Raw genomic sequence first — 17,586 nt, forward strand, 5'->3', positions numbered from 1 at the left:
CTCCTGCTCGTGCCCGGGTAGCGGGTGGTCCGTCCCCGAGGATAGTCCGCGGACCGTCCCCCGGCGGAACCGCGCCGGATCAGGCGCTCAGCAGCGCATCCACCCGCAGGTCACCGAGCCGTCCCCGGCCGTTCAGCGCGGTCAGCTCGAGCAGCGTGCCGAACCCGGCGATCTCCGCGCCGACGTCGGTGAGCAGCGCGCAGGCCGCGGCCGCGGTGCCGCCGGTGGCCAGCACGTCGTCGACGACGTAGACCCGGGTGCCGGGCTCCACGACGTCCGCCGGGAGCTCCAGGGTGGCGCTGCCGTACTCCAGCTCGTAGCTGCGCGACGCGGCCACCGCGGGCAGCTTGCCCGCCTTGCGGACCGGGACCGTCCCGACACCGGCGACGAGCGCGACGGCGGCAGCGAGCAGGAACCCGCGGGCCTCGACGCCCACCACCAGCTCGGCCTCGCCGGTGTGCGCGGCCAGCTCGGTGGCGACCGTCGCGAACGCGCCGCCGTGCGCGAGCACCGGCGTGATGTCGCGGAACAGCACCCCGGGCTCGGGGTGGTCGGGCACCGAGCGGATCAGGTCGGCGATCCGCAGCAGGTCCTCCGCGGAGTCGCCGTCGACGCCGGGGCCGGGCCGGATGTCGTCGACGGCGGTCACCGGCGGGCCCGCCCGGTCTTGCCGGTGGGCCGGGACGCCGTGCTGGGGCGGGAGCTGCTCACGACCGCGAGGGTATCCGCCGCGGCCGCGCCGCCCTCCGGGGTGGTGCGCGCCCGGCGCGCGGCGACCCGCAGTGCCTGGTCGCGGAACCGCTTGTCGCGCAGCTTGATGTCCACCAGCAGCGGGGTCGCCAGCAGCAGCGACGAGATCACGCCGGTGATCATCCCGACGAGCTGGACCAGCGCGAGATCGGCGAGCGTGCCGACGCCGAGCAGCCCGACGCCGATCACCAGCAGGCCGAGCACCGGCAGGATCGCGATCAGCGAGGTGTTCAGCGAGCGCATCAGGGTCTGGTTCAGCGCGAGGTTCGCCGCCTCGGCGTAGGTCCGGCGGGTCCGCTTCAGCAGGCCGCGCGCGTTCTCCCGGACCTTGTCGAAGACGACGACGGTGTCGTAGAGCGAGAACCCGAGGATGGTGAGCAGGCCGATCACCGTCGCCGGGGTCACCTCGAGGCCGATGATCGAGTACACCCCGGCGGTGACGACGATGTCGTTGACCAGCGCGACCAGCGCGGCCGCCGCCATCGCGCGTTCGAAGTAGACCGCCAGGAAGATCGTCACCAGCACGATGAACACGGCCAGTGCGATCAGGGCCTGGCTGGTCACCTCGCCGCCCCAGGTGCCGGACACCTGGGAGTCGCTGATCGCCGCGGCGCTCGGCACCCCGTCCGGGCCGAGCGGCTGCAGCTGGGTGAACAGCGCGTCCCGCAGCGGGATCAGCTGCTCCGGGGTCAGCGGCTCGGACTGCACCACGATCGACGCCGCGGCGCCGCTGCCGACCGCCTGGGTGACCTCGGGCGGGCTGCCGATCACGCCCTGGTAGACCTGCTCGACCTGCTGGGTGCTGATCACGCCGCCGACGCCGGTGACCGGCAGCTGGAGCTGCGAGCCGCCGGTGAAGTCGATGCCCAGGTTGAACCCGCGGAACACCAGCGACAGCAGGCAGATCCCGACGAGCACGGCGAACCCGATGTACCAGGTGCGGCGGCGGCCGACGATGTCGACGTCGGCGGTGCCGGTGGTGAGCCGGGTCCAGCCCGACACCCGCTCGGGCGCGGTCATGCCCGTCCTCCCTGCGCTGCGACGCGGCGGCCCGCCGCGGGGGCGGTGCGGCGGTGCCGCGCACCGATCCGGTCGACGGCGGCCAGCCCGGACAGCCCGGGCCGGCCCAGTGTCCGGGACCGGGATATCAGTACGACCAGCGGGAACGTCACCAGGAACACCACGACCAGGTCGAGCACGGTGGACATGCCGAGGGTGAAGGCGAACCCGCGGACCTCGCCGACGGCCAGAATGTAGAGCACCGCGGCGGCCAGGAAGCTGACCGCGTCGGCGGTGAGGATCGTCCGCCGGGCCCGTTCCCAGGAGCGCGGGACCGCGGAGCGGAAGGTGCGACCCTCGCGCATCTCGTCCTTGAGCCGTTCGAAGAAGATCACGAACGAGTCGGCGGTGATGCCGATCGCGATGATGAACCCGGCAACGCCCGCCAGGTCCAGGGTGAACCCGATCCAGCGGCCGAGCAGGATCAGCACCGCGTAGACGACCAGCCCGGACAGCACCAGCGACAGCATCGTGAGCAGCCCGAGCAGCCGGTAGTAGGCCAGGCAGTAGACGAGCACCAGTGCCAGGCCGACGGCGCCGGCGATCAGCCCGGCCTCCAGCGAGGCCAGGCCGAGGGTGGCGGACACGGTCTGCGCGGTGCCGGAGTCGAAGGCCAGCGGCAGCGAGCCGTAGCGCAGCACCTGGGCGAGCTCCTGGGCCCGCTCCTGGTTGAACTGGCCGGAGATCTCGGTCGCGCCGCCGAGGATCGGGACGGTGATCTCCGGGGCGGACACCACGTCGCCGTCGAGCACGAACGCGACCCGTTGGCCGATGTTCTGCGTCGTGTACTCGCCCCACGCCTGGGCGCCCTGCGACTCGAAGGTGAGGCTCACGACGTAGCCGGCGCCCTGCGGGTTCGGCTGGGCCTGCGCGGACGCGATCTGGGTGCCCTCGATGAAGGTGGGCCCGAGGACGTACTTGACCGAGCCGTCCTCGCTGCAGGTGACCAGCGGCCGGGCCGGGTCGTCGTAGCCCTGCAGCGGATCGGTGCCGGTGCAGTCCAGTGCGAGCAGCGCCTGCGCCTGGACCGCCGGATCGTCGCTCTGCCGGGTCTGCCTGGCCTGCGACACCTCCGCGGCGATCCGCGGGTCGTCCGGCGCCGGGGGTTCCGGGGCGGGCGGCGGGTCCTGCAGCGGGCCGCCGTACGCCACCGGTGCGACGGCGGCGGACCGCTCCGGCGGACCGCCCATGCCCTGCGGGACGGTCGCGTCCCCGGCGGCGGGCGGGGTGCCGGTCGGCGGCGGGGTCGCGGCGGGCGGCGGGGCGGCCGGGACCTCCTGGACCACCTCGCGGAACCGCAGCTGCGCGGTCTGGCCGAGCGAGCGGGCCTGCTCGCCCTCGTCACCGGGGACGGTGATGACGATGTTGCTGCCGTCGAGCTGGACCTCGGTGCCGCTGACCCCGAGGCCGTTGACCCGCTGCTCGATGATCTCCTGCGCCTGCACCAGCTGGTCACGCGGCGGCGGCAGGCCGTCCGTCGTGCGCGCGGTGAGCGAGACGCGGGTGCCACCCTGCAGGTCGATGCCCAGCTTCGGCGTGAGGTTCCCGCCCCCGGTGAACAGCACCAGGGTGTAGAGGATCACGACGATGCCGAGGAAGGCCGTCAGGTAGCGCCAGGGGCGGACATGCTGCTGCCCCGACGACGGTGCCACGTTGATGTTCTCCTGCTCCGACTCGTGCGACGGCCACGGCCGGCCTCACGGTCGGTCGCCCGGACCCGACCGGCCCCGGCCGGACCCTCAGGGGGTCCGATGCCGGGCCGGGCCGCGGGACCGGGGCAGCCGGAGCGGGACGTGGCCCGCTCGGCGGCCGCTCAGTGGATCGTCGGCTTGTTCTCCGACTTCTGCTGCGAGGCGTCCGTGTCGCCGGCGGACTCGGTGGAGTCACCGGAACCGGACTCGTCCTCCGACGCCGCGTCGGGGTTGACCTTCTCCCGGATCGCCGCACGCAGCCAGGTCGTGACCACGCCGTCGGCGATCTCGAGGTCGATCGTGTCCTCGTAGGAGGCGTCGGTGACGGTTCCCCGCAGCCCGGACGTGGTGACGACGACGTCGCCGTCCTCCAGCGCCTGCTGCATCGCCTGGGTCTCCGCCATCTGCCTGCGCTGCTTGCGGCCGTTCAGGAACAGCGGCACGAACAGCAGCAGGATGATGAGGAAGGGCAGCAGCGACAGCAGACCGGAACCACCGGCCTCCTGCGCAAGAATCAGATCCATCGTGCGGGGTCTCCGTCTCGTTTCGCCACGTATCAGTGTGCCAGTCGCCGGGAAATCACCGAGCAACCCCCGACCATTCAGGCCGCTCGTCGCAGAATCGCGGGACGAACGGTGGTGCTGCGCCTGCTACACCACTCAACGGCACTGATGTTCGGATTGTCCCACACTGCCCGATCCGGACCTGCATGTCCGTGCCGGGCGGTCCGCGCGGTCCCGGCGGGACCCGCTCGGGACCGCCGGGACCGGCCCGGGACCCGGCCGTCACCGGCGCCGCCGCGGCGACGGTACCGCCGTGCGGGCATCCCGCGCCGGACCGTGCCGTGGACGGTCCGGCGGATTGCGTCCGAATTGTCGCGGGCGGTCCGGATTGCGCCGGATAACGGCGTTGCGAACCATTTCCGGAACGGGCCCGGCGACCGGTCGGTGCAATTCCCCCGGCGGTGCCGGGAATCAGAACAGCGGTTCGATCCGGTGCCCGGCGGGCGCGTCGGCGGGCGCGGTGAGGCCCAGGTGCGACCACGCCAGCGGGGTGGCGACCCGGCCGCGCGGCGTGCGGGCGAGCATCCCGGCCCGCACCAGGTAGGGCTCGCAGACCTCCTCGACGGTGCCCTGGTCCTCCCCCACCGCGACGGCGAGGGTGGAGATGCCGACCGGGCCGCCGTGGAACGAGCGGACGAGCGCGCCGAGCACGGCCCGGTCCAGCCGGTCCAGGCCGAGCTCGTCGACGTCGTACACGGCGAGCGCGGCGCGGGCGATGTCGCGGCGGATCACGCCGTCCGCGCGGACCTCGGCGAAGTCGCGCACCCGGCGCAGCAGCCGGTTCGCCACCCGCGGGGTGCCGCGGCAGCGGCCGGCGATCTCCTCGGCGCCGTCCGGCCGCAGGTCGATGCCGAGGATCCCGGCGGCCCGGCGGAGCACCTGCTGCAGCTCGCCGTCGTCGTAGAACTCCATGTGCGCGGTGAAACCGAACCGGTCGCGCAGCGGCCCGGTCAGCGATCCGGCGCGGGTGGTGGCGCCGACCAGGGTGAAGGGTGCGACGTCGAGCGGGATCGAGGTCGCACCCGGACCCTTGCCGACGACGACGTCGACCCGGAAGTCCTCCATCGCCAGGTACAGCATCTCCTCGGCGGGCCGGGCGGTGCGGTGGATCTCGTCGATGAACAGAACGTCGCCGGGGACGAGATTGGACAGCATCGCGGCGAGGTCGCCGGCCCGCTCCAGGGCGGGCCCGGAGGTCAGCCGGATCGCGGCGCCCATCTCCTGGGCGACGATCATCGCGAGGCTGGTCTTGCCGAGCCCGGGCGGGCCGGAGAGCAGGATGTGGTCGGGCGGGTCGCCGCGCCGCCGCGCGCCCTCCAGCACCAGCTCCAGCTGCTCGCGGACCCGGGGCTGGCCGATGAACTCGTCGAGCGAGCGGGGCCGCAGGGAGGCCTCGACGTCGAGATCGTCGGGATGGACGACCGCGTCGACGTCGCGGAACTCGGCGTCGTCCCCGGCGGTGGTCACCGGGACCGGCCCAGCGACGACAGCGCGGTGCGCAGCAGGGTGCTGGCCCCCGCGTCCGGCGACCCGGCCAGCACCGCGTCGACCGCCTGCTCGGCGGGCTTCTGGGTGAAGCCGAGACCGAGCAGCGCCTCCACCACCTGGTCGCGGGTGGAGGTGACGGCGGACGGTGCGGCGGCCGCCGGGGTGGCGGCGGGCGCGGTCACCTTGTCGCGGAGCTCGACGACCAGCCGCTCGGCGCTCTTGCGCCCGACGCCCGGGATCCGGGTGAGCACGGCCAGGTCGCCGTCGGCCAGCGCGCGGCGCAGCGTGTCCGGTTCCAGCACGGCGAGGGTCGCCAGGGCGAGCCGGGGCCCGATCCCGGAGACCGTCTGCAGGAGCAGGAACAGCTCGCGCTCCTCGGTGTCGACGAAGCCGAACAGGGTCAGCGACTCCTCGCGCACCACCAGCGTGGTCGCGAGCCGGGCCTGCTCACCGCGCCGCAGCCCGCCGAGCGTCGCCGGTGTGGCGTACACGGCGAGCCCGACCCCGCCGACCTCGACGACGGCGTGATCGAGCCCGATCTCCAGCACCGGGCCGCGCACCGAGTGGATCACCGACGGGTCCCCTTCCCGCGAACGGTCGTTCGAGATCCGACGCTACCGGGCGCCTCCGACACCCCCGGCGACCAGGTGCCGGCCGACCGCTCTGCGGCGGCGCGGGCGGCCGCCCACTGCGCGGCGGCGGTCGGTGCGGCGTTGCCCTGCTGGGCCTGGGCCTGCGCGAGCCGGGCCCGGTGCACCGCGGCCAGCTCCTCGGCGCGGGCCCTGGCCTGCGCCATCCGGTCCTGCATCGGCGAGCGCCAGCAGTGGCAGATCGCCAGCGCCAGCGCGTCCGCCGCGTCGGCCGGCTTCGGCGGCGCGTCCAGCCCGAGCACCTTCGCGACCATCGTCGCGACCTGGGCCTTCCCGGCCCGGCCCTCGCCGGTCACCGCCGCCTTGACCTCGCTGGGCGTGTGGAAGGCGACCGGCAGCCCGGCCCGCGCGGCGACCAGCGCGACGACGCCGCTGGCCTGCGCGGTGCCCATCACGGTGCGCACGTTGTGCTGGCTGAAGACCCGCTCGACGGCGATCACGTCCGGCCGGTGCCGGGCCACCCAGCGCTCGACCTCGTCGGCGACCGTGAGCAACCGGCGCTCCAGCGGGACGTCGGTCCCGCTGCGGACCACACCGACGTCGACGAACCCGACCGCCCGGCCGGCGCCGGTCTCGACGACGCCGATCCCGCACCGGGTCAGTCCCGGGTCGACCCCGAGCACCCGCACCGGCGTCACCCCTCCCGCACGTGCGTTCGAGATCCGCACGCTACCGGCCGGTCCGCGCGGCGACGCCGGGGGCGCGCCGGGCGGGGCCGCCTCGATCGGGCCGGGACCGTCGATGGCAGGGTGCGCGGGTGACGTCGTTCCTCCGCGCGCTCGCCCTGCTCTGGGCGGTCGTGCTGCTGTTCGTGCTGGTGGGTGCCTTCCGGCCGGAGACACCGGTGGCCGGCTTCGCCGGGTCGTTCGTCACCGGCCAGTACCCGCTGCACCTGGCGCTGGCCGCGGTGCTCGGGATCCTGTTCGGCCTGGCGGCCCGCTCGGCGGGCGCCCGGTTCAGCGGGTACGCGGCGGCGACGCTGTCGCTGGCCGCGGTGGTCGGGATGGTGACGGTGCTCGCCGCGCAGGGCCGGGCGGCCGCCGCCGAGGGCGTCCGGCTGGACTGGACGGCCGCCCTCACCGAGATCGGCCAGCCCGCCGGGGACCCGGACCGCTCCGTCGAGTTCACCGAGGGCCGCGCGCTGGACCTGTACCTGCCGTCCGGCCCCGGCCCGCACCCGGTGCTGGTGTGGGTGCACGGCGGCAGCTGGGTGCGGGGCGACCGGGAGGACCGGACGGCGCTCAACCGCTGGCTGGCCGACCGCGGATGGGCGGTCGCCGCCGTCGACTACCGGCTCCCGCCGCCCGAGCCGGTCGGCCGCGACCAGCAGCGCGACGTCGCCTGTGCGGTCGACTGGATCCGGGCGAACGCCGGCGGCGAGCTCGATCCCGGTCGGCTGGTGCTCGCCGGCCAGTCCGCCGGGGCGACGCTCGCGCTCAGCACGACGTCCGGGCTGCTCGACGGCACGCTCGCCTGCTCCGACGCGCCCGCCTCGGCCGGCGGCACCGGCCCGGCCGACGCGCCGCTGCCGGCGCCGGGGCCGCCACCGGCCGGCGTCGTCGCGTACTACCCGCCGGTCGACCTGGCCCTGATCGACCCGGACCTGCAGCAGGCCCTGTTCGGCGGGCCCGCCGCCGACGCGCCCGGACTGATGCGGCTGGTCTCGCCGTCCGAGCAGGTCCGCGCGGACCTGCCGCCCACCCTGCTGCTGCTCGGCTCGGCCGACCACTACGTGTACCCGGACCGGGTCGCCGCCTACGACCGGGAGCTGCGCGACGCGGGCGTCCCCGGCCGGCTGGTGACGGTGCCCTACGCCGATCACGTCTTCGACCGGCCGTTCGGCAGCCCCGGCGCGCAGCTGACCCGCGAGGCGGTCATCCGGTTCCTGACCGGGGTGGGCTGAGCGGGACCGGCCGACCGGGGTGGGCCGACCGCGGTGGCCCGCCACCGCTCCCGTGGACCCGCACCGGCGCCCCGACCGTCCGGCGCCACCGGCGCACCGTCCGGCCGCACCGGGCGACCGCCCGGCCCGGGCCGCTAACGGCTGGTCGGGGACCTGCGAGTCCGTCGGCACCGAACCGCGCGGAGGTGACGCCGATGTCCCCCGTTCCGTACCCACGGACCTCCACCGACCCGGCCCGGCGGACCGTGCTGCGGCGCGACCTGCCCGGGGACCGGGTCGTCTGGGCCGCCCGGTCGGCCCGGATCAGCGGGCTGCTGCTCGCGCTCGCCGAGCTCGGGGCCACCGGGGTGGAGCTGCCGGCCCCGGTCGCCGAGCGCCGGGCGCTGCGCGCGTGGACCCGGTCCGCCGGCCCCGCGGTGCGGGTCGCCGGGCTGCGCGGGGCGAGCTTCACCGTCGATCTCGACGACGTCGACGCGCTGGCCGACGCAGGCCGGGCACTGGCGCTGGTGCTGTGCCGCGCCCGGCACCGGATCCCGCGGCCCGGGGACCCGGGCACCGCGGCGGTCGCGCAGGTGCTGCACCGGGTCGCCCGGGACCACGACATCGCCGCCGAGCAGCTGGTCGCCGAGCTGGGCCGGGCGGCCCGGCTGCTCGCCCCGGCGCACCTGCGGTCCTCGCCGGCCCCGGTGCCGGAGACAGCCCCGGCACCGTCGACCGGACGCCCGCCGGCCGACCGGGACCCGGTCGGGGCGGTCGGCGGCTGAGAAGCGGGCCCCGGACCGGCCCTCGGTGGCGGGGACCGGGCGGGGCCGTCGGCGAGGGGCCGGGCCGGGCTCAGTGCGCCGCGGCGTCCCAGCTGCGGCCGTAGCCGACCGAGACCTCGAGCGGCACCGACAGCTGCGCGGCGGCGCCCATCTGCTCGCGGACCAGCTTCTCCAGCGCCTCCCGCTCACCGTCGGCGACCTCGAGCACCAGCTCGTCGTGCACCTGCAGCAGCATCCGGCTGCGCAGGCCCTCCTGCTCCAGCGCCCGGTACACGCCGAGCATCGCGACCTTGATGATGTCCGCGGCGCTGCCCTGGATCGGCGCGTTGAGCGCCATCCGCTCGGCCATCTCGCGGCGCTGCCGGTTGTCGGAGGTCAGGTCCGGCAGGTAGCGGCGGCGGCCCAGGATGGTCGCGGTGTAGCCGTCCTTGCGGGCCTGCTCGACGACACCGGCCAGGTAGTCGCGCACCCCGCCGAACCCGGCGAAGTAGTCGTCCATCAGGCCCTTGGCCTCGTCGGTGGAGATCCGCAGCTGGCCGGACAGCCCGTAGGCCGACAGCCCGTAGGCCAGGCCGTAGTTCATCGCCTTGATCTTGGCCCGCTGCTCGACCGACACCTCGGTCGCCTCGACGCCGAACACCCGCGCGGCGGTCTCGGCGTGGAAGTCGTGCCGCGACCGGAACGCCTCGATCAGCGCAGCGTCCTCGGACAGGTGCGCCATGATCCGCATCTCGATCTGGCTGTAGTCGGCGGTCATCAGCTCCGCGTACCGCTCCCCATCGGGGCCGGTGCCGACCACGAACGCGTCCCGGATGCGGCGCCCGGCCGCGGTCCGGATCGGCACGTTCTGCAGGTTGGGGTCGGTCGAGGAGAGCCGGCCGGTGGCCGCGATGGTCTGCGAGTAGGTGGTGTGGATCCGGCCGTCGTCGGCGACCGTCTTGATCAGCCCGTCGACGGTGACCTTGAGCCGGGTCGCGTCCCGGTGCTGCAGCAGGAACTGCAGGAAGGGGTGCTCGGTCTGCTCGTAGAGGCTCTGCAGCGCGTCGGCGTCGGTGGTGTAGCCGGTCTTGGTGCGCTTGGTCTTCGGCATGTTCAGCTCGTCGAACAGCACGACCTGCAGCTGCTTGGGCGAGCCGAGGTTGATCTCCTTGCCGATCACCTCGTAGGCGCTGGACGCGGCCTCGCGGACCTGGGCACCGAAGTCGGACTCCAGGTCGGACAGCGTCTCCGAGTCGACCGCGATCCCGGCCGCCTCGCAGCCGGCCAGCACGAACGCCAGCGGCAGCTCCAGATCGGCGAGCAGCTCGGTGCCGCCGAGCCGGGCCAGCTCGGCGTCGAGCGCGTCGGCCAGCTCGGCGACGGCCGAGGCGGCCAGCATCTCCTGCTCCGCGGCCTGTGCGTCGGCCTCCTCCTCGCCGCCGAGCAGGGACAGCTGCCCGTCCGCGGGCTGCTCGGTGCGCAGCTCGCGGCGCAGGTAGCGCAGCGCCAGATCGGCCAGGTCGAAGGTGCGCTGGCCGGGCCGGGCCAGGTAGGCGGCGAGCGCGGTGTCGCTGGTCAGCCCGGCGACCGACCAGCCGCGGGCGCGCAGCGCGTGCAGCACCGGCTTGATGTCGTGCACGGCCTTCGGGACGGCCGGGTCGGCCAGCCAGTCGCCGAGTGCGGCCTCGTCGTCCGGGGTGAGCCCGGTGAGCGCCAGGTGGCCGGCCTTCGGCACCCCGGCCGCGGCACCGGCGGCCCGCTGCTCGACGGTCGGCTCGCCGACGGCCAGCGCGACGCCGGTGAGGTCCCGGCCGGCGACCGGACCGGCCACGCCGGCGAAGCTCAGCCCGACCCGGCGGCCGTCCCGGGCGTGCGTGTCCAGCCAGGCCCGCACGCCGCCGGGGGCGATCACCTCGCCGGAGATCTCGAAGCCGTCCTCCGCCTCCGGCTCGGCCGAGGAGAGGGTGGCGAACAGCCGCTCGCGCAGCACCCGGAACTCCAGCTCGTCGAACAGCCGGTGCACCGCGTCCCGGTCCCAGGCGCGGACCTCCAGCTGCTCCGGGCCCGCGCCCAGGTCGACGTCGCGGACCAGCTCGGTCAGCTGCCGGTTGAGCAGCACGTTCGCCAGGTTCGCGCGCAGCGCGTCGCCGGCCTTGCCCTTCACCTCGTCGACCCGGTCGGTCAGCTCGGCCAGCGAGCCGAACTCGCGGACCCACTTGGCGGCCGTCTTCTCCCCCACCCCGGGGATGGAGGGCAGGTTGTCCGAGGGGTCGCCGCGCAGCGCCGCGAAGTCCGGGTACTGGACCGGGGTGAGCCCGTAGCGCCGGTCGACCTCGGCCGGGTCGATCCGGCCGAGATCGGACACCCCGCGCTTCGGGTAGAGCACCGTGACGTCGTCGGTCACCAGCTGGAACGCATCCCGGTCGCCGGTGGTGATGAGCACCTGGAAGCCCTGCTGCTCGGCCTGGGTGGCGAGGGTGGCGATCAGGTCGTCGGCCTCGTAGCCGTCGACCGCGAACACCGGGATGCTCAGCGCGCCGAGCACCTCCTTGATGAGGTCGATCTGGCCGCGGAAGTCGTCCGGCGTGCTGGATCGGTTCGCCTTGTACTCCGCGTAGCGCTCGGAGCGGAAGGTGGTGCGCGAGACGTCGAACGCGACGGCCAGGTGGGTCGGCTCCTCGTCGCGCAGCAGGTTGATGAGCATCGAGGTGAAGCCGTAGACCGCGTTCGTGGTCTGGCCGGTGCCGGTGCGGAAGTTCTCCGCGGGGAGCGCGAAGAACGCGCGGTAGGCGAGCGAGTGCCCGTCGAGCAGGAGCAGCCGCGGCCGGTCCGGGGCCGTGCGTCCTGCGGCGGCCTTCGCGGTACCGGCCTTGGCGGCAGCGGCCTTCGATGCGGCGGCTGTCGATGCTGTGCCCTGCGTCGCGGTGCTCATCGGCGGCGAGTCTAGAACCGACCCCCGACAAGTTCGGCCCGGCCCGGCCCGCGGCCCGTCCGACGGACGGACCGGCCGGCCGGGCCGGCGCCGGTCAGCCGACCTCGGCCATGACCTCGTCGGACACGTCGAAGTTGGCGTAGACGTTCTGCACCTCGTCGGAGTCCTCCAGCGCCTCGATCAGCCGGAAGACCTTCCGCGCACCCTCGGCGTCCAGCTCGACCTGCATCGACGGGACGAAGATCGCCTCGGCCGAGTCGTAGTCGATGCCGGCCTCCTGCAGCGCGGTGCGCACGGCGACGACGTCGGTCGCCTCGGAGACGACCTCCCAGCTCTCGCCGAGGTCGTTGACCTCCTCGGCGCCCGCGTCGAGCACGGCCAGCAGCACGTCGTCCTCGGCGAGGTCGCCCTTCGGGAGCACGACGACACCCTTGCGGGAGAACAGGTAGGCCACGGACCCGGGATCGGCCATCGTGCCGCCGTTGCGGGTCATCGCGGTCCGGACCTCGGTGGCGGCCCGGTTCCGGTTGTCGGTGAGGCACTCGACCAGCACGGCGACGCCGTTCGGGCCGTACCCCTCGTAGGTGATCGACTGGTAGTCGGCACCACCGGCGTCGGCGCCGGAGCCGCGCTTGACCGCGCGGTCGATGTTGTCGTTCGGGACCGAGCTCTTCTTCGCCTTCTGGATCGCGTCGTAGAGCGTCGGGTTGCCCTCGGGGTCACCACCGCCGGTGCGGGCCGCGACCTCGATGTTCTTGATCAGCTTGGCGAACATCTTGCCGCGGCGGGCGTCGATCACGGCCTTCTTGTGCTTGGTCGTCGCCCACTTGGAGTGGCCACTCATCGGCTCGTCTGCCCACCTCTCGTGCTCGGGCCGCGCGCATGCGTCGTGCACGGCCGGGGCAGGCCTCGGCGCGCCGCAGCGTGCGCTGCGGGCCGGGTGGACCTGCGGGAACTCCTCGATGTTACCGGCGCCGCACGCACCCGGCCGGTCCGGGCCGCCGGACCGGCGGTACCACTTCGCCGGGCGATCACGCCCCGCCCGGGCCTCGGCAGTCGTGTCCGGGGGCTACGCTGGACCTCCCGGCCGGGATCGGTTCGCCCGTCCCGTTCGCCGGGGTCGCAGGCGGAAGGAGCGGGCGCGTGTTCGGAGCAGTGCTGGGTAAGGCCGCAGGTCTGGTGGTCACGGGTCTGGCCGGGGCCGTGACCTACGACGGCGTGAAGCGGGTCGCCCGCTCCGGCGCCGTCCGGGAGGCGGCCGTGACCGCGACGGCGTGGGGCCTGCGCGGCGCCCGTGCCGCCGAGACCGGCGCGGAGCGGGCGCGGCTGGCGACCGCCGACATCGTCAGCGAGGCCCGCGGCCGGATCGGCGAGGAGGCACCCGCCCCCGGCAGCGGCCACGGGCACACCCACGAGCACTGAGGCGCGGAAACACGAGCACTGAGTCACGAGCGCCGGTTCACGAGCACCGAGTCACGGGCGCCGGGACACGAGCACTGAGTTCCGATCGGGGCGAGCATCCTGAACACCGACACCGATGACCCGCAGGTCACCGTCCTGAGCGACGCGGCGGGCCGGGTCCGCTACGCGGTGCCCGCGCTGCGCGGCCGGGTGGCGCTGGCCGTCGCCGTCGAGGACCAGGTCGACCACGTCGCCGGTGTCCGTCAGGTGCACGCCTACCCGCGCACCGGCAGCGTCGTGGTCTGGGTGCGGTCCGGCTGCGACCGGGTCGAGCTGACCGAGGCGATCGGCAAGGGCCTCGGCGCCGATCCCGGCGCGACGGCGGCCCGCACCCCCCGCTCGGCGGACACCCATCACGGTGAACTCGCCCGGCTCGTCGTCGGCGGGATCGCGCTGGCCGCGCTCGGCCTGCGCCGCTACGGCCTGCGCCGCCCGCCGGTGCTCGGGCCGACCAGCCGCACCGTCGCCACCGGGGTCACGATCTTCACCGGCTACCCGTTCCTGCGCGGCGCGCTCCGGTCGCCGACCGGCGGCCGCGGCGCAGGCACCGACGCGCTGGTGTCCGCGGCGACCGTCGCCAGCCTGGTGCTGCGGGAGAACGTCGTCGCGCTGACCGTGCTCTGGCTGCTCAACATCGGCGAGTACCTGCAGGACCTGACGCTGCGCCGGTCCCGCCGGGCGATCTCCGAGCTGCTCACCGGCGCCACCACGAAGACCTGGACCCGCCTCGCCGACGGCACCGAGATCGAGGTCGACATCGCCGACCTGGTGATCGGCGACGAGATCGTGGTGCACGAGCGCATCGTGCTGCCGGTCGACGGCGAGATCGTCGAGGGCGAGGGCGTCGTCGACCAGGCCGCGATCACCGGCGAGCAGCTGCCCGTCGCGGTCGGCCCCGGCACGCCGCTGCACGCCGGTTCGGTGCTGCTGCGCGGCCGGCTCGTCGTGCGGGCCACCGCGGTCGGCCAGGACACCGCGATCGGCCGGATCATCGACCGGGTCGAGCAGGCGCAGGGCGACCGGGCGCCGATCCAGACCGTCGGGGAGAACTTCTCCCGGCGGTTCGTGCCGGCCTCGTTCCTGCTGGCCGGGCTGACCCTGCTGGCCACCCGGGACGTCCGGCGGGCGATGACGATGCTGCTCATCGCCTGCCCGTGCGCGGTCGGGCTGTCCACCCCGACGGCGATCAGCGCGGCGATCGGCAACGGCGCCCGGCGCGGCATCCTGATCAAGGGCGGCGCGCACCTGGAGGCGGCCGCCCGGGTCGACGCGATCGTGTTCGACAAGACCGGCACGCTCACCCTGGGCCGCCCGGTGGTCACCAACGTCATCTCCTTCCACGACGACTGGTCGCCCGAGCAGGTGCTGGCCTACTCGGCGTCGTCGGAGATCCACTCCCGGCACCCGCTGGCGCAGGCGGTGATCCGGTCCACCGAGGAGCGCCGGATCGAGATCCCGCCGCACGAGGAGTGCGAGGTGCTGGTCGGTCAGGGCATGCGCGTGCAGGCCGACGGCCGGGTGCTGCTGATCGGGTCCCGCGAGCTGCTGCGCGCCCAGGGGGTGCGGGTCAGCCGCAAGGCCGCCGACTGGGTCCGCCGGCTGCAGCGGGCCACCGAGACGCCGCTGCTGCTGGCCGTCAACGGCGAGCTGGTCGGCCTGGTGTCGCTGCGCGACACCGTGCGCCCGGAGTCCCGCGCGGTGCTGGACCGGCTGCGGGCCGACGGCGTGCGGCGGATCGTGATGCTCACCGGCGACCACCCACGCACCGCCCAGGCGGTCGCCGAGGAGCTGGGCATCGACGAGTACCGGGCACAGGTCATGCCCGAGGAGAAGCAGGACGTCGTGCGCGCCCTCCAGGAGGCGGGGCACACCGTCGCGATGGTCGGCGACGGCACCAACGACGCGCCGGCGCTCGCGCTCGCCGACATCGGGATCGCGATGGGCGTGGCCGGGACCGACGTCGCGGTGGAGACCGCCGACGTCGCACTGGCCGCCGACGACCTGGACGCGCTGCTCGAGCTGCGCGATCTCGGCCGCCGCTCGATCACCCTGATCCGGCAGAACTACGGGATGTCGATCGCGGTCAACGCGGCCGGCTTGCTGGTGTCCGCGGGCGGGGCGATGTCACCGGTGGTCGCGGCGATCCTGCACAACGCGTCCAGCGTCGCCGTCGTCGGGAACAGTTCGCGGCTGATCCGCTACCGGCTGACCGGCTGAGCACCCGCCGGTCGGTGCACCGCGTCGGCCCACCCGCCGGGGTACCGGCGCCGCGCCGCGCTCGGCCCGCTCCCGGATGCCGCACAGCATCCGGGAGCTCATCACCGCGCTCACCGGCACCACGAGCTCGATCATCAGCCGGGCCGCGACCGACCGCGGCCGGTAGCGCTCCCGGACCAGCAGCCGGGTGCGCGGCACCCCGTCCGGTCCGGGTTCGCCGTGGCGCAGCACGAACGCCCAGGAGAACCGGAACGGCAGGACGTCCGGCTCCCCCGCTCCGGGCGCCCCGAGCAGGACGAGATGTCCGCCGGGCTGCAGCGCGGCGACCCGCAGCGCCACGTCGCGGGCCAGGTGCACCGGATCGCCGACGGCCAGGTCCTGCCAGCGCGGGTCGATCCGGTCGGCGCTGTGGATGTCCAGGCCGGCGAGGTTCTCCAGCGCGTCGTAGGAGTAGAAGCCGCCGCGGCCCTGCCCCAGCTGCACCAGCCACGGCCACACCTGCTCCGGCGGGGCGGCGATCGAGACGGCCCGGGTGATCGACACGGTGGCGTCCGGCACCAGGACGTCCCCGGGCAGCGGGACGAGTGCCTCGGCGCGGGTGCTCCCGCCGGTGCGGGCCGCGCGCAGGGCCAGCCCGGTCCCGAGCCCGGCTGCCGTCAGCACCGTCCGCATCAGCACCGTCCGCGAGACGGTCCGCGTCGTCGTCCTCATGGGTCCATCGTGCGCGGTGCGGCGGCGCGGTGGCAGGGGCGCCGGGCCCGGGACGGTCGGGCCGACCGGCCCGGCCGTCAGCCCGCCCGGTCCGGGCGGAAGAACCCGTTCGACGCGGGATGGAACAGCAGCGCGCTCGCCGCCAGCACCTCGGCGAGCTGCAACGTCCGCAGCCCGGCGGCGAGCAGCTCCGGGCCGGACGCCGCGGCCACGAACCCGCCGACGGTCGCACCGCCGAGCAACGCGTCCACCGGCTCGCCGAGCAGCGCCCACGTCCCGACCGCCCCGAGCGCCGCGACCACCGCCCAGCGGATCGTCTCGCGCCCGGTGCGCAGCTGGACCACGAGCACCGCCAGCACCAGGAAGATCGAGGACCGGGCGGCCAGCTCGCCGAGGGTGGGCGGGACCGGGCCGGCCAGCCGGACGATCGACTCGGCGACGCCCGCCAGGATCGCGCCCAGCCACAGCACCACGCTCGCGCCGACGACGGGTGGCGGCGCCGGGCCGGCCGCGGGCCGCGCGACGGCGAGCGTGCTCATCGAACCTCCGGGAGGTGGGTGGTCACCTCACTCTCGCCCGGAGGCGGCGCCGGACACAGACGGCGCTCCCCCGCCCTCAGGTCGGGTCTGCACCAGTGTCAGGCGGCGCGCACCATGCGCACGAACAGCTCGTGCACCCGCCGGTCACCGGTCAGCTCCGGATGGAACGACGTCGCCAGCACCGGTCCCTGCCGCACCGCGACCGCGCGGCCGACCGCCTCCCCGGCCCCGGCCACCGGCGGGACCGACGCCAGCACCTCGACGTCGCCGCCGGTCTTCTCCACCCACGGCGCCCGGATGAACACCGCGTGCACCGGCTCGCCGGTCAGGCCGTCGAACTCCAGGTCGGTCTCGAACGAGTCCACCTGGCGGCCGAAGGCGTTGCGCCGCACGACGACGTCCAGGCCGCCGAGCTGGTGCTGGTCGGGCCGGCCGTCGATGATCTCGTCGGCGAGCAGGATCATCCCGGCGCACGAGCCGTAGGCGGGCAGGCCGCCGCGCAGCCGGGCGCGCAGCGGCTCGAGCAGCTCGAACGCGTCGAGCAGCTTGGACATTGTGGTCGACTCGCCGCCCGGCAGGACGATCCCGTCGACGGCGTCCAGCTCGGCGGCCCGGCGCACCGGCACCGCGGTCGCCCCGGCGGCGATCAGCGCGGCCAGGTGCTCGCGGACGTTGCCCTGCAGGGCTAGGACACCGACGGTCGGGGAGGACATGGCGTCCAGGATAACGCCGTCCGACCTGCGGGAACGCCGACGGCCCCGGTGAGCCGGCGCACCCTCCCCGCGCGGCGTGGCACCGGAACGGCGCACCCCTGCCCGGACGTCGCACCCCCTGCCCGCGCTCGTCGCACCCCTGCATACGCCGCGCACCTGCTCCCGC

General features: G+C 74.8%; 15 protein-coding genes and 1 pseudogene. 4 read left to right on the top strand and 12 right to left on the bottom strand.

Features of this window, described 5'->3' with window-relative positions:
- Positions 1-79: 79 nt before the first annotated feature.
- From ACVJO7_RS03315 to ruvC, 7 genes and pseudogenes are all read right to left on the bottom strand, one after another.
- Entirely contained in the window at positions 80-649 is a 570-nt protein-coding gene (locus tag ACVJO7_RS03315) for an adenine phosphoribosyltransferase (protein ID WP_491671664.1), read from the bottom strand.
- A complete protein-coding gene (secF, locus tag ACVJO7_RS03320; RefSeq protein WP_491671665.1) occupies positions 646-1,770 on the bottom strand; it encodes a protein translocase subunit SecF in 1,125 nt (374 codons plus the stop codon). Before secF ends, ACVJO7_RS03315 begins: the two co-directional genes overlap by 4 nt.
- On the bottom strand, positions 1,767-3,461 hold the full coding sequence (gene secD, locus ACVJO7_RS03325; RefSeq protein WP_491671666.1) for a protein translocase subunit SecD: 1,695 nt from the start codon (positions 3,459-3,461) through the stop codon (positions 1,767-1,769). Before secD ends, secF begins: the two co-directional genes overlap by 4 nt.
- A 161-nt stretch (positions 3,462-3,622) precedes the next feature.
- A complete protein-coding gene (yajC, locus tag ACVJO7_RS03330) occupies positions 3,623-4,024 on the bottom strand; it encodes a preprotein translocase subunit YajC (protein WP_344029934.1) in 402 nt (133 codons plus the stop codon).
- Positions 4,025-4,474: 450 nt separating this feature from the next.
- A complete protein-coding gene (gene ruvB / locus ACVJO7_RS03335; RefSeq protein WP_344029931.1) occupies positions 4,475-5,530 on the bottom strand; it encodes a Holliday junction branch migration DNA helicase RuvB in 1,056 nt (351 codons plus the stop codon).
- On the bottom strand, positions 5,527-6,123 hold the full coding sequence (ruvA, locus tag ACVJO7_RS03340; RefSeq protein ID WP_344029928.1) for a Holliday junction branch migration protein RuvA: 597 nt from the start codon (positions 6,121-6,123) through the stop codon (positions 5,527-5,529). Before ruvA ends, ruvB begins: the two co-directional genes overlap by 4 nt.
- A 116-nt stretch (positions 6,124-6,239) precedes the next feature.
- Positions 6,240-6,830 (bottom strand): annotated as a pseudogene (ruvC, locus tag ACVJO7_RS03345) (crossover junction endodeoxyribonuclease RuvC); the annotation flags it as partial.
- Between the two features lie 128 nt (positions 6,831-6,958).
- Here ruvC and ACVJO7_RS03350 point away from each other — a divergent pair.
- Both ACVJO7_RS03350 and ACVJO7_RS03355 read left to right on the top strand, forming a co-directional pair.
- A complete protein-coding gene (locus ACVJO7_RS03350) occupies positions 6,959-8,104 on the top strand; it encodes an alpha/beta hydrolase (RefSeq protein ID WP_491671667.1) in 1,146 nt (381 codons plus the stop codon).
- Positions 8,105-8,298: 194 nt separating this feature from the next.
- A complete protein-coding gene (locus ACVJO7_RS03355; protein ID WP_491671668.1) occupies positions 8,299-8,868 on the top strand; it encodes a hypothetical protein in 570 nt (189 codons plus the stop codon).
- 70 nt (positions 8,869-8,938) lie between these two features.
- Here ACVJO7_RS03355 and polA read toward each other — a convergent pair whose 3' ends face one another.
- Together polA and ACVJO7_RS03365 are read right to left on the bottom strand one after the other, a co-directional pair.
- Positions 8,939-11,779, bottom strand: a complete 2,841-nt coding sequence (polA, locus tag ACVJO7_RS03360; RefSeq protein WP_491671669.1) for a DNA polymerase I — start codon at positions 11,777-11,779, stop codon at positions 8,939-8,941.
- Positions 11,780-11,873: 94 nt separating this feature from the next.
- On the bottom strand, positions 11,874-12,623 hold the full coding sequence (locus ACVJO7_RS03365) for a YebC/PmpR family DNA-binding transcriptional regulator (RefSeq protein ID WP_344029918.1): 750 nt from the start codon (positions 12,621-12,623) through the stop codon (positions 11,874-11,876).
- A 299-nt stretch (positions 12,624-12,922) separates the two neighbouring features.
- Here ACVJO7_RS03365 and ACVJO7_RS03370 point away from each other — a divergent pair, with 299 nt between their 5' ends.
- Both ACVJO7_RS03370 and ACVJO7_RS03375 read left to right on the top strand, forming a co-directional pair.
- Positions 12,923-13,201, top strand: a complete 279-nt coding sequence (locus ACVJO7_RS03370) for a DUF1490 family protein (RefSeq protein WP_344029915.1) — start codon at positions 12,923-12,925, stop codon at positions 13,199-13,201.
- A 168-nt stretch (positions 13,202-13,369) separates the two neighbouring features.
- Positions 13,370-15,457, top strand: a complete 2,088-nt coding sequence (locus tag ACVJO7_RS03375) for a heavy metal translocating P-type ATPase (RefSeq protein ID WP_491671670.1) — start codon at positions 13,370-13,372, stop codon at positions 15,455-15,457.
- Here the strand turns inward: ACVJO7_RS03375 and ACVJO7_RS03380 are convergent.
- The 3 genes from ACVJO7_RS03380 to pdxT form a co-directional block, all read right to left on the bottom strand.
- Positions 15,365-16,168: a hypothetical protein gene (locus ACVJO7_RS03380; protein WP_491671671.1), complete on the bottom strand. Its 804-nt coding sequence runs from the start codon at positions 16,166-16,168 to the stop codon at positions 15,365-15,367. The two genes, ACVJO7_RS03375 and ACVJO7_RS03380, sit on opposite strands and share 93 nt — an antisense overlap.
- 77 nt (positions 16,169-16,245) lie before the next feature.
- Positions 16,246-16,707 carry a hypothetical protein gene (locus ACVJO7_RS03385; protein ID WP_344029907.1) on the bottom strand — a complete coding sequence of 154 codons (462 nt, stop codon included), beginning with the start codon at positions 16,705-16,707 and terminating at the stop codon, positions 16,246-16,248.
- A 98-nt stretch (positions 16,708-16,805) separates the two neighbouring features.
- The gene (gene pdxT, locus ACVJO7_RS03390; protein ID WP_491671672.1) at positions 16,806-17,420 is read right to left on the bottom strand and encodes a pyridoxal 5'-phosphate synthase glutaminase subunit PdxT; all 615 of its coding nucleotides are present in this window, start codon (positions 17,418-17,420) and stop codon (positions 16,806-16,808) included.
- Positions 17,421-17,586: the final 166 nt, after the last annotated feature.

It is taken from the genome of Pseudonocardia sp. DxW, from assembly GCF_058448985.1.